Origin of the sequence: Reyranella sp., assembly GCF_044224635.1 — a bacterium.
GTDB lineage: Bacteria > Pseudomonadota > Alphaproteobacteria > Reyranellales > Reyranellaceae > Reyranella.
This window is the reverse complement of record NZ_JBGAKA010000072.1, coordinates 1-11952: the sequence shown is the minus strand read 5'-3', so window position 1 is coordinate 11952 and position 11952 is coordinate 1. Positions and strand designations below refer to the sequence as shown.

Annotated in this window: 12 protein-coding genes; 9 read left to right on the top strand and 3 right to left on the bottom strand. The window is 68.2% G+C overall.

Going from position 1 to position 11952, the window contains the following annotated elements; all coding sequences use genetic code 11:
* Nucleotide 1 precedes the first annotated feature (1 nt).
* Nucleotides 2–2158: a molybdopterin cofactor-binding domain-containing protein gene (locus tag ACILR9_RS35665; RefSeq protein WP_395714753.1), complete on the top strand. Its 2157-nt coding sequence runs from the start codon at nucleotides 2–4 to the stop codon at nucleotides 2156–2158.
* A gap of 168 nt (nucleotides 2159–2326) precedes the next feature.
* Nucleotides 2327–2905, top strand: a complete 579-nt coding sequence (locus tag ACILR9_RS35660) for a hypothetical protein (protein WP_395714752.1) — start codon at nucleotides 2327–2329, stop codon at nucleotides 2903–2905.
* A 64-nt stretch (nucleotides 2906–2969) separates the two neighbouring features.
* Here ACILR9_RS35660 and ACILR9_RS35655 read toward each other — a convergent pair whose 3' ends face one another.
* Together ACILR9_RS35655 and ACILR9_RS35650 are read right to left on the bottom strand one after the other, a co-directional pair.
* Entirely contained in the window at nucleotides 2970–3917 is a 948-nt protein-coding gene (locus ACILR9_RS35655) for a TauD/TfdA dioxygenase family protein (protein ID WP_395714751.1), read from the bottom strand.
* A 99-nt stretch (nucleotides 3918–4016) separates the two neighbouring features.
* Nucleotides 4017–4898, bottom strand: a complete 882-nt coding sequence (locus ACILR9_RS35650; RefSeq protein WP_395714750.1) for a TauD/TfdA dioxygenase family protein — start codon at nucleotides 4896–4898, stop codon at nucleotides 4017–4019.
* A gap of 196 nt (nucleotides 4899–5094) precedes the next feature.
* Between ACILR9_RS35650 and ACILR9_RS35645 the strand changes: the two genes are divergently transcribed.
* From ACILR9_RS35645 to ACILR9_RS35635, 3 genes are read left to right on the top strand one after another with little or no spacing between them, the layout of a single operon-like run.
* Complete coding sequence (locus tag ACILR9_RS35645; RefSeq protein ID WP_395714749.1) at nucleotides 5095–6696, top strand: hypothetical protein; 1602 nt, start codon at nucleotides 5095–5097, stop codon at nucleotides 6694–6696.
* Nucleotides 6697–6705: 9 nt separating this feature from the next.
* Nucleotides 6706–7083 (top strand): hypothetical protein, encoded by a 378-nt coding sequence (locus tag ACILR9_RS35640; RefSeq protein WP_395714748.1) that lies wholly within the window; start codon nucleotides 6706–6708, stop codon nucleotides 7081–7083.
* Nucleotides 7084–7123: 40 nt separating this feature from the next.
* Entirely contained in the window at nucleotides 7124–7396 is a 273-nt protein-coding gene (locus tag ACILR9_RS35635; protein ID WP_395714747.1) for a hypothetical protein, read from the top strand.
* Between the two features lie 212 nt (nucleotides 7397–7608).
* Here ACILR9_RS35635 and ACILR9_RS35630 read toward each other — a convergent pair whose 3' ends face one another.
* Nucleotides 7609–7965 carry a hypothetical protein gene (locus ACILR9_RS35630; protein ID WP_395714746.1) on the bottom strand — a complete coding sequence of 119 codons (357 nt, stop codon included), beginning with the start codon at nucleotides 7963–7965 and terminating at the stop codon, nucleotides 7609–7611.
* A 243-nt stretch (nucleotides 7966–8208) separates the two neighbouring features.
* Between ACILR9_RS35630 and ACILR9_RS35625 the strand changes: the two genes are divergently transcribed.
* The 4 genes from ACILR9_RS35625 to ACILR9_RS35610 all read left to right on the top strand — a co-directional run bounded on the left by ACILR9_RS35625 (nucleotide 8209) and on the right by ACILR9_RS35610 (nucleotide 11780).
* Entirely contained in the window at nucleotides 8209–9075 is an 867-nt protein-coding gene (locus ACILR9_RS35625) for a DMT family transporter (RefSeq protein WP_395714745.1), read from the top strand.
* 106 nt (nucleotides 9076–9181) lie between these two features.
* Nucleotides 9182–9310, top strand: a complete 129-nt coding sequence (locus ACILR9_RS35620; RefSeq protein ID WP_395714744.1) for a hypothetical protein — start codon at nucleotides 9182–9184, stop codon at nucleotides 9308–9310.
* A complete protein-coding gene (larA, locus tag ACILR9_RS35615; protein WP_395714743.1) occupies nucleotides 9307–10602 on the top strand; it encodes a nickel-dependent lactate racemase in 1296 nt (431 codons plus the stop codon). The genes ACILR9_RS35620 and larA overlap by 4 nt, the downstream gene beginning before the upstream one ends.
* Nucleotides 10599–11780, top strand: a complete 1182-nt coding sequence (locus ACILR9_RS35610; protein WP_395714742.1) for a LarC family nickel insertion protein — start codon at nucleotides 10599–10601, stop codon at nucleotides 11778–11780. Before larA ends, ACILR9_RS35610 begins: the two co-directional genes overlap by 4 nt.
* Nucleotides 11781–11952: the final 172 nt, after the last annotated feature.

Here is an 11952-nt window from a genome sequence, read left to right as displayed (position 1 = left end):
GATGACGGCCGAACCGCTTCCCCCGAGCCTGGCCCGCAACAGCCGGCTCGACCGCTGGGTCGAGATCAGGACCGATGGCATGGTCGAGGTCCGCACCGGCAAGGTCGAGATCGGTCAGGGCATCGTCTCCACCCTGGCGCAGATCGCGGCGGAAGAGCTCGACGTCGACTACGCCCGCATCCGCATGATCCCGGCCGATACCGACCGCAGCCCGAACGAGGGCGTCACCGCCGGCAGCCGGTCGACGATGGACGGCGGCGGCGCGCTGCGCCAGGCCTGTGCCGAGGTCCGCGACGCCTTCCTGCAGGCCGCGGCGCGACGGCTCGACGCCGGCGTCGACGAGCTGTTCGTGCGCGACGGCACCATCCACCGCAAGGCGAGCAATGAGAGCGCGACCTATTGGGAGCTGAGCGCCGAGGTCGATCTCGCCCGGGACGCCGACGGCCGGGCGGCACCCAAGCGTGCCGATCAGCTGACGCTGGTCGGCAAACCCCTGCCGCGGCTCGACCTGCCGGACAAGGTGGCCGGCGCAGGCGTCTACGTGCACGACCTGGAGCTGCCGGGCATGCTGCACGGCCGCGTCGTGCGCCCGCCCTCTTATGGCGCGGTGCTGAAGGCCTTCGACGGCAAGCGGATCGAGACGATGCCGGGCGTGCGCGCCGTGGTGCGCGACGGCCGCTTCCTCGGCGTCGTCGCGGTGCGCGAGGAACAGGCCGTCGCCGCGGCGGCGGCGCTGGCGAAAGGTGCCGTCTGGGAGGAGGCCGCGGACCTGCCCGACGTCGATGCCCTGCCCGCCTTCCTGCAATCGCGGCCGTCGAAGACGAAGGTCCTGAGCGAAAAGGGCGTGCCGCAGCAGAGCGGCGCGTCGCAGGACACGGCCGAGCACGCCGTGAGCGCCAGCTATTCACGGCCGTTCCTGGCGCACGCGTCGATCGGGCCGGCCTGTGCGGTGGCGCGGGTGCAGGCCGGCGCCATCGAGGTGTGGTGCCAGAGCCAGTCGATCCATCCGACCCGGCTGGACATCGCCAAGACGCTCGGCGTCGCGCCCGCCACGATCACCGTTCGCCATGTGCAGGGCGCCGGATGCTACGGCCACAACGCGGCCGACGATGCGGCGCTCGACGCGGTGCTGCTGGCCCGCGCCGTGGCGGGCCACCCGGTGAGGCTGCAATGGTCGCACGAGGACGAGCTGGCCTGGTCGCCGTTCGGACCGGCGATGGTCGTCGCCCTGAACGGCGCGGTCGATCGCGTCGGACGGATCGTCGACTGGCGCCACGAGCTGTGGAGCAATCCGCACATCGCGCGGCCCGGGCTGCAGGAAAGCCCGTCCCTGCTGGCTGCCTGGCACCTCGACCGACCGTTCGCTCAACCGCCCGGCATCGATGCCTTGCCGGGAATTCTGCCGACCAGCGAGCGCAACGCGGTGCCGATCTACGATTTCCCCAATCAGCGGGTCGTGCTGAACGCGCTGGAGCGGCTGCCGGTGCGCACCGGCACCCTGCGGGCGATCGGCGGGTTCCTCAATACCTTCGCGATCGAGTGCTTCATGGACGAGCTGGCGCACGCCGCCGGCATCGACCCGGTCGAGCTGCGCCTGAAACACTTGAGCGACGCGCGGGCGATGGCCGTGATCGAGGCGGTGCGCGAGCGGTCGGGGCTCGCGTCGCGGTCTCGACGCGACGGGACGGGACGCGACGGGGCCCGCGGCATGGGCCTCGGCTTCGCGCGCTACAGCAACGAAGCCGCCTACGCCGCGGTGGTAGCCGAGGTCGAGGCCGGCGAGACGATCAAGGTGGTGCGCGCGGTGGCGGCCGTGGATTGCGGCCGCACGATCAACCCGGACGGCGTCGCCAACCAGGTCGAGGGCGGGATCGTGCAGGCGGTGAGCTGGGTCCTGAAGGAACAGGTGCGCTTCGACCACATCCGCATCACCACGCGAACCTGGGACGACTACCCGATCCTGCGCTTCAGCGAGGCGCCTGCGGTCGAGGTCTCGATCATCGACCGGCCGGACCAGCCCTCGCTCGGCGTCGGCGAGGCGGTCGCCGGGCCGGTCGCGGCGGCGATCGCCAACGCGGTGTTCGATGCGATCGGCGTGCGCGTGCGCGACCTGCCCCTGACTCGCGGGCGCCTGCTGGCGGCGATCAACGACGCCTGACCGGAGGCCCAGGCACGAGCAGGATCAGGTGTCGTTCTGGACGGCAGACGCCCGCAAAGCGGTGTCGGCCGACCATGGCTTCCTCGCAACCCGGCGGAATGCTAGCGTTCGCGACGTTCCGCGGCGTCATCCGGGGAATGTCGGATAACAAGGCAGAGGACCCCTCCCATGGCCGATGGCGCCGCTCTCCCGGTTCTCGACCACGAACTGGCCGATGACGAGCTGCAGTGGATGAAGTCTGTTTACGCGGACTTCAGCAAGGCCCGCGCCGCATCAGATCCCGACTTCAACCCCAAGGAAGCCCTGCGCGCCATTCTGGCCCGCGCCGAGTATCGCCTGGCCGCTGCGCCGGACCTGAGCGGACCCGGCCCGTGGCGTCTGGGCCAGAACCGGCACGGGCGCGGCGTCGCGGCAGTGTTCCTGCCGAACGTCGAGCTTCACACCCACATCGCCAGCCGCACCGATCAGTTCCCGATGTATGTCGTGGGCGAGGCGGAAGGCTTCTCAATCGACGCGAACGGCAAGCCGGTGCTGGAGCCGGTGATTGGCGGCAGCCATTTCCACAACGCGCCCGGCGCGCCGCATGCCTTCGTGCCGAAGGTCGGCGTGCCCAGGCCGGACAACTGGGAAATCGCCTTCATCGCGATCACGCCGCGCAACCTGAAGGAAGACACGCACCGCGTCTCCGACGAGGTTCGCGCACTGTACAAGCAGGTCGTCGGTCAGGACGCGCCTCTGGGCGTCTGACGCTGCACCCGTCCGCGATGAAACCGAGTCGGTTCCACATAAAGCCAATCTCGCTCTGGACCTCTCAGTACGGACGGTCGCCGCGCACCAGCATCCGGTACAGGCGGCGATGCTGGCTGTGATCGTAGTCGAAGCCGGCCTTATGCAAGGAGGCGCGGTCATCGATGATCAGCAGATCGCCCTTCTGGTACTCGTGCGTATAGCAGAATTGCGGCTGTGTGATCCTGTCGGTCAGATCCTGCAGAAAATCCTGGGTTTCTTCGGGTGACATGCCGGTGACCGTCTCGGTCTTGGCCTTGTGAAACCACGCCGCCTTGGTGCCGGTCTCCGGGTGGGTGCGGACCAGGGGATGAATGGTCGGCGGTTTCGTCGCCTCGAGCTGGGCCCGCACGATATCCGGATTGCCTGTCTTCATCCGCGCGCTGCTGATCAGCGTATTCTCGGTCTTCGCGTCGGCGATCTTCAGCTTCACGTCGTCCGGAAGCCCTTCGTAGGCGGCGCGCGAGTTGCAAACCGACGTCCCGCCGCCCTTGTCCGGCACGGCGACCGCATACAGCATGGTGAACTTGGGCGGCAATTCCTGGTTGGTGTGGTCGGTGTGCCAGGTGGCATTGGCGCCGACCTTTGCAGGCCGACCCTTGCTGTCCAGGTGACGGTTGTCGAGCACACTGATCATCGGAAATCCGTCGACCAGGTAGCGCCGGTTCTGGTCTTCCATCAGCTCGCCGAACATTTCTCCGGCGGCTTGCAGCTGGCCTGGAGTGAGATGCTCTTGTCCCCGGATCACGAGAACCACGTTCTCGACGACGGCATCGTAGAGCTTCTTTTGCGTCGCACCGTCGATCGGACGCGCAAGGTCGATACCCGTGACAATGGCGCCGATATGCTCCTTGACCTTCTCGAGCTTCATGGCCTGGGCGGGACTCCTCGACGCGGCAGCACTCATGATCCGGCTCCTCGTTTCTCGACCCGCAGAGTGCGGCGGGCAGGTGTAGCAATTCCAGAAGGCCACTCTCGCAGGCAGCATCCGCCGAATGGTCGCCTCTATCAAGTATTGCCCGATGACCACGTCGTGTCTGGCGCCGGCCGACTCATCGCATGGTCGCGCAATTCATGGGTTTTGACCCTGGCCAACCTCCTCCAACGTCGAGCACGTTCCGCTGACGCGGGTCTGGCGCATGTAGCGGCGGTGACGGTCGGCGTCGTAACCGCTGCCGGCGTGGAGGAGGCAGCGGTTGTCCCACAGGACGACGTCGCCCGGCTGCCAGGCATGGACGTAGACGTGCTCGGGCTGGATCGCTGCTTCTGTCAGCTCGTCGATCAGGGCGCGACCGGCGGCCTGGCCCATGCCCTCGATCTCCCTGACGTGGGAGCCGAGGAACAGGTTCCGGGCGCCGGTCGCCGGATTGGTCCGGACGAGCCGCTGGCGCACGGGCGGCAGCGAGGCTGCCATCTCGGGCGATACCGCATCGGGCGCCACTTTCGAGCGCGAATAGACGTAATCGTGGATCGCGATCAGGGGCTCGAGCTCGGCCTTGCGCGCGGGCGGGAGGCGATCGTAGGCGGCGCGCAGGGAGACGAACATCGTCGTGCCGCCCTCGGCCGGCGTTTCGTAGGCGCACATGATCGAGAGGAACGCCGGCACCGGTTTGAACGAGGCGTCGGAGTGCCACATGTTGTTGCCGGTGAGGAAGATGGTTTTCTTGTGCGCGTTGCCGAGCACCGTGCCGTCCGGCTGGACGTTGCCGATCGTGCCGAAATATTCGGTCCTGCCGACACTGGTGTGGCTCGGTTCGGGATTGCCGAACTGGCGCGTGAGGGCGAGCTGGCGGTCGTCGTCCATCGACTGATCGGGGAAGCAGACGAACGAATACCGGTCGATCGCTGCCCTGATCTCCTGGACCAGGTCCGGGGTGAGCGGCTTGCCGAGATCGACCCCGCGGACACGCGCGCCCAGCTGGGGATGCAGCTCTTCATATCGCAGTTGGTTCATGGTGAACGACTCTCTGGGGATGGAGCCAAGAATGCAATCCGGCACGATCGTGTTCAACCGCTCGATACGTCAGCCGCGGTCGGGCTGACCGGTTCCACCTCCCTGTCGAACCTCCTTGATCCATATCAAGGACGCATGCCGGCGCAGCGAAAAGACTTTTGCTTGGCAGGTGGCCGATCTGAAGAAGGTAGACGACATGGGGCAGGGTCAGGGAGCCGCGAGCGTCGAGCGCCTGCGGGAGGAAATCCAGAGCGTCCGGTATCGCGAGGCGACCGACACGTTCTGCCGGCTGGTCACGGAGGAAGACCGCCCCCTCAAGGACATGATCAAGGCGGCCATCGCCTCGGCAGCCCCCTATGTCCAGGTTCCCTCCCACCTGATGCGGCTGCCGAGCGGCGAGTTGCGCGGCGTGAACTACGACCACACCATTCTGGGCTGGCGCGGCGCGATCGCGCTGATGGCGGAGCTCAAGGGCGCGCGGGGCATCCTGCCGAACGTTCAGGCGATGTGGTACGTGCCGCAGGGCCTCAATGTGTGGGAACAGGTCACCTGCCAATTCCCTGGCCACTACGCGCGGGACGGCGAGCAGTGCAACCGGCAATTCCCCGGGCCCGACGCCTCGGTCAATCGCTTCGACGGACCGGCCTGGAACCCGCCCAGGATCTACTTCGAGGAGCACGCGCCGATCGAGGGCGGCTCCGTGGATGACCGCCTGGCGCGGATGAGCTGGGCGATCGCCGAAGGCGACAAGGCGGAAGCCTACGGTCTTTTTCTCGGGCTGGCGAAGCATCCCGACCATCGCCGGCGCCTCAAGGATGCCATCCTGCTCGCCGGCATCATCGACCTGCAGGATACGATCATCAACCGCGGCGGCTACCAGAACATCGGCCACAAGGCGCTGCGGGCGCGGGCCCTGGTCGACATCGCCGACTACCTGGGCTGGGACAATGCCGACGAGCTGATCTACACCGTCGTGCCGGACCTCGGATGCTCGCCGCGCCTGTACGGCCTGTGGTCCGAGATCAGCACGATCTGCCGCATGGAGCTGCCGGGTCAGGCGTCGATTCCCAAGCGCACCGACAAGCCGCCGAGCGGGCGCGAGCTCGACATCCTGACCGAGGCGATCGTCTGGGGCGGCCCGTTCGACGTCAACGCCGCGATCATGAGCCTGTTCAAGCGGGGCGCCGGCATCCTCGATGTCGGCGACGCCGTGACGGTCTGCTTCCAGCCCTATCTCATCGAGGTGCTGGAGCATCCCAACGCCTTCCTCCACCCGACCCATGCCCTGGACTACGTGAATGTCGTGCAGTCCTGGATCAGGGATCACGACAATCCGCACCAGGTCAAGGCGGTGTTCATGGGCGCGCGCTTCATGAACGATACCATCCGCTCGAACGCCATGTTTCCGCGCGATCCCGCGTTCGACCTGGAGCCGCGGCGGAACCATCGCGCCTGGGCCGATGGCATCGCCCTCGATCGCCTGTTGCCCGTGTTGACGCAGCATGTGCTGGCGCAGGACGCTCCCCGCGCCTGTGCGCTGGTCGATTCGTACCTCGACCGAACCGCGGAGCGACACGACCTGCTGGACACGATCACCTATGCCGCCTGCCACTGGCAGAACGATCCGCATGTCATGCGCAACTGCAGCTCCTCGCTCGAGGAGTTCCGGCACAATCGCACCGCGCGACGCGACGACATCATCCGCGGGTTCGTCAAGCACCAGTCGCGCTACATCAAGCGAGCGCCGACCCACGATTGCTATCAGGTCTACGTCGACTATTTCGGACCCACTGCCTGAGGACGCTGCATGACCGACGATCTTGCCCGTTTGGACGAAGTCTGGCGGATCCGCAATGCCGCCGCGACGACCCTTGCCCTCAGCGAGGAGCAGATGCGCCGGGCAGTCGGCGGGGCGAGCGTCGAGCAGCTCGTGGCCCTGATCGAGACCTTCGCGCCGGGTCGATCGAGCGGTCCCGAATGGACCCGGACCTTCGAGCCGTTGATGGAGCGTCTATGGGCCTGGTGCGACGACGCGACCATCGCCGCCCTCGCCCGGGTCTTTGGCGCCCGCGGGCTGCCCTGGGCGGCGGTCGCAAGGGCGCTTTCCCCCGAGCAGGGGATGGCGAGCCGCGCTGCTCCGCGACAAGCCGCTTGGGCACGGCTTCCGGCATTCACGGTCGTATGACGCACGGGACGCTCCGCCGCGACGGCAGAGAGGGACGCGCATGGTCGACGCAACGCTGATCGCCGATGTCGGCCGCGCGCTATGGGGAGAAGCCTGGAAGGGTCCCATGGCCGAGGCGGTGCGCCATCAGAAGAGCGCTGTCACCGAGTGGGCTCGCGGCCGCTCGCCGGTGCCGGCAGGAGTCTGGAGCGAGCTGCGCGCCCTCGTGCGCCAGCGCCGGCGCGAGCTCGATTCTCTTGTCCCGCGAGTTCAACGAATGCACGACGACGCTCTCGAGCGCACGGTCGAGCAGACCAGGGTCCGCCCTGTGTAGATCCGCGCGACGGCATTTGCGCCTGGCAGAGCTGTGTCGCGAGGCCGCCTCCAGCTTGCCTCTTTCGGCCGAGCGGTTGTACCCGGAGCGCCGCGGCGCGCCGAGACCGCCCCCTCCAGGGTTGATGTAAAGACAACTGGCGTCGGCCGGGTCGCGGGCTCCTCTCTGCGGGCCCGGAGGTTCAGTCCGCAACGATGCCGCGCCCGAAGGTCCTAAGCGCCGAGCCCACGACCCTCCGCCGTCAGCTTTACCAGGCCCTGGGGAGCCCGTCGCTCTACCAGGCCGGCAATGGCGGCGTCTCGGACGGCCCGCTCGAGCCGGATCGGATCCTCGATGCCGGCGCTTTTGCCGATCATGCTGGCCCTTCGCCAGAAGCTGGGACCCTTCCGGGTTGCGACATGGAGCGCGGTCACGAATTTGGCCGCGCTCGTCAGGCGGTCGGACATATCGCTCGTCGTGCCCGCGATCGTCATCTTCGAGGCGCTATTGTCGTCGATCGCCCCCGAACCGATGCCGACGTCGACCGAACCGCGACCATCGACACAGCCCGCCATGGATGTCCTGCGCATGCGTTCTCCCCGCTTGCGATGAGGTGTCGACTGTAGGGCGCAGTTCGCGGCGGCTTTAAGGCCTTCCAATTGTGCTTTCGTGGCGTGCGGCAGCAACCGCCATTCCGCTTCCAGAGATGAGCGGGCTCGGCATCGCCGGGCGGGAAGCTGCGCTTCTTCAGACCTCCGGCCGGACGTTGACATCGACGCCCTGCCGGGGCGTCATCCGCGAATGTCAGCGGAAAGGTCGCAAGCACGCCGGGCATGACGCGTTTTCTTCTGCCCTGCGTCTGGATCGCCTGGGGCTTGTCCTATCCGCTGATGAGCTGGTCGCTCGAGGCCGTCGACCTGTTCTCCAGTCGACTGATCATCATGCCGATCTCGGGAGCGATTCTCCTTGCGCTCGGCGTGCTCAACGGCGCAGCGGCGCTGCCCGATCGCCGGCTGTGGGGCCAGATCGCTCTGACCGGCCTGTTCAACATGGGCCTGTTCCAGATCTTCCTTATCGTCGGGATCGCGACGCTCGGACCGAGCCGCACGCCGATCATCGTCTACACCATGCCGACCTGGTCGGCGCTGCTGGCGGTGTTCGTTCTCAAGGAGCGGATCACCCTGCGCATCGCCCTGTCGCTGGCGCTCAGCCTGGCCGCCGTCGGCCTCGTCATCAGCCAGGAAACCGCGGCCCGCAGCGCGCCCGTGGGAACGTTGGTCACCCTGCTGGCGGCGATCTCCTTCGGCATCGGCACCGTCCTCACAAAGCGGATGGCGGTTGCAGGCGACGTCACGATCAACGCCGCCTGGCAGATCCTGCTCGGCACGGTGCCTGTGCTGGCCGTCTGGCTGGTCTTCGCGCGCGACGCCTACTTCCACCCCGAGCAGGTGCGCGGCCTCCTCGCGCTCGCCTGGCTGATCCTGGTCTCCAACGTGCTGGCCTATGCCTGCTGGTTCCGCATCATCCGCGCCCTGCCGGCGGCGGTGGCCAGCCTCACCACGCTGGTGGTGCCGTGCGTCGGCTTTGGCAGCAGCGCCCTGCTGACGGCGGCGCCGATCACCTGGCTCGACGTCGTGGCGCTCGGGTTGATCATCGCCGCGGTCACGCTGGCGCTCGCCCGCCGCGACTCCCCCGCATAGCCGAACGCAGGCGATGGCGGCGAGCAGAAGGTCACGCGCTCGGCGTCGGGTTGCCGCTGCCGGCTGATCGGGCTTACTGTCCGGTCAAACGACAAGGAAACCCTCGATGCGTCACGTCAGCCTGCGGGCACCGCTCAACGCCGGTGAGCCTTCGATCGGTGCCGACCTTCTGTCGAGCTGCCCCACGCTGGTGGCGCTGATGGGTGACCTAGGGATGGGCGAGGCCAGGCAATGACCGAGTCACGGATCGACCTGCTGTTCGGCAAGGGCCACCTGCCGGTCACGGTCCCGGCCGGCGTCCGTCCCACGGTCATCCGCAAAGGTGCGATGGCGAAACTGTCGGACCCAAGTGGCGCCATCGCCGCCGCGCTCGCTAGGCCGATCGCCGCCCCGGCGCTGGCGGAGCTGGCACGGGGCAGAAAGAGTGCCTGCATCCTCATCTGCGACATCACGCGCCCGGTGCCGAACCGGCTGTTCCTGCGCCCGATGGTGCAGACCATGGCGTCCGCCGGCATCCCTCTCGGGGCCATCACGATCCTGGTCGCCACCGGTCTGCATCGCCCTAATGAGGGCGAGGAGCTCGCCGAGCTGGTCGGCGATCCCTGGGTGATGGCCAATGTGCGGGTCGAGAACCATGACGCGCGCGACGAGGCTATGCATGTCCACTTCGGGCGCACCGCGACGCGCGGCACGCCGATCGGGCTCGACCGCCGTTTCGTGGAGGCGGAGCTGCGCATCGCCACCGGTCTGGTCGAGCCGCACTTCATGGCCGGCTGGTCCGGCGGCCGCAAGGTGATCGCCCCGGGCGTGGCGCATCACGCGACGATCCGGACCTTCCACTCCGCCCGTTTCATGGAGGATCCGCTTGCCGTGCAGTGCAACCTCGTCGGCAACCCGCTGCACGAGGAACAGCTCGAGATCGTCCGCCGGCTCGGTGACTGCTACGCGCTGAACACGGTGATCGACGAGGACCGTGACCTCGTGCACGTGACGTTCGGCGAGGTCATCGAAAGCCACATGGCTGCCGTCGCATTCGTCACCGCCTCCACCAGGATCGGCATGAACCGGCGCTACAGGACGATCGTCACGTCCTCGGCCGGCTACCCGCTGGACAAGACCTACTACCAGACGGTGAAAGGCATGGTGACGCCGCTCGACATCCTGGAGCCCGGCGGCACGCTGATCATCGCCTCCTCCTGCTCCGAGGGGTTCGGCTCGCCCGAATTCCGCGAGGCGCAGGCCCGTCTGGTCGCCCTGGGGCCGGAGCGCTTCCTCGCCACGCTGACGGCGAAGTCGCTGGCGGAGATCGACGAGTGGCAGACCGAGATGCAGATGAAGGCGATGCGGCTGGGGCGCGTCGAGCTCTACACCACCGGCCTGGACGACGAGGAGCGTCGCATCACCGGCGTCGCCATCACGCCCAATGTCGATCTTGCGCTGCAAGAGGCGATCGCCCGCCACCAGGATCCGGACGTCGCCTTCATTCCCGAAGGTCCCTACGTCGTGCCGGTCTTCGCCGGCGAATGACCCTCGCGATCCGCCTCGACGCGGTGGGCGGCATCGCGGGCGACATGTTTGCCGCTGCCATGGTCGATGCCTTGCCGGATCTGCGGGCCCGCGTGCTGGCGGATGCCACTTCCGTGCTGCCGCCCGGAACCGGCACGCCGGTCTTCACGCCCGGCACCAGCGCCGGCCTGCACTGCCTGCGCTTCGGGCTGTCGGTGCCCGCCGGCGACCACGATCACCACCACCACGCTCACGCCGGCTTTCGCGACATGGCGGCGCGCCTCTCGGCCGCGCCGCTCAGTCCCGGCACGGCCGCGCACGCGATCGCCATCCTGCGCCACCTGGCGGAGGCTGAAGCCGCGATCCACCATGTGCCGGTGGACGAGGTGCATTTCCACGAGATCGGCGACTGGGATTCGCTGATGGACGTGACGGCGGCGGGCAGCGTCGCCGCCGCCCTCGAGGGCGCGCGCTGGAGCGTCTCCGCCCTGCCGCGGGGCGACGGCCTCGTCCGCACGCGCCACGGGCTGCTGCCCGTGCCGGCGCCGGCCACGGCGTGGCTGCTCGAGGGATTCACCTGGCGCGACGATGGCATCGGCGGAGAGCGTGTCACGCCGACCGGCGCGGCCATTCTCCGTCATCTCGTCGACGCCGCGTCGGCGCGGGTCGCCGGCCGCCTGCAGGGCACCGGCACGGGTGCCGGCACGCGCGAGCTTCCGGGCCAGCCCAACATCCTGCGCGCGACCCTGTTCGCCGCTGCGGCGACCGTATCGAGTGAAGAGGGGCCGGGCGAAGAGGACATTCTCGTGCTCAGCTTCGAGATCGACGACATGTCGGCCGAGGAGATCGCCGTCGCGGCGGACCGGCTGCGGGCCGCCGGCGGTGTCCGCGACCTCGTGCTCGTCCCCGCCATCGGCAAGAAGGGACGGCCAGTCCACACGTTTCGCCTGCTCGTCGAGCCAATGGCGCGCGACGCCGTCGCCGAAGCCTGCTTCAGCGAGACCGCGACCATCGGCCTGCGCTGGCAGGCGGCACGCCGCGCCGTGCTGCCGCGGGCGGGTGCGGATGCCGGCGCGGTGCGCGTGAAGACGGTGACGCGGCCTCAGGGCCTCAGCCACAAGGCGGAGAGCGACGACCTTGCCCATATCGCGGGACTCGACGCACGCCGCGCCGCAAAGCGCAAGGCGGAGGAGCCATGACGGCGCTGCAGGGCATTCGCATACGGAGCGCTCTTGATTCTCCTCCCCAACGCTTGCGTTGGGGAGGTGCCCCCGCAAGGGGGCGGAGGGGTCATGAGCAAACACCCGGGTGATTGAATATGCGTCACGGCGCTTCGACTGAGGCTCTTGACCCCTCCGCCCCGTATGACGG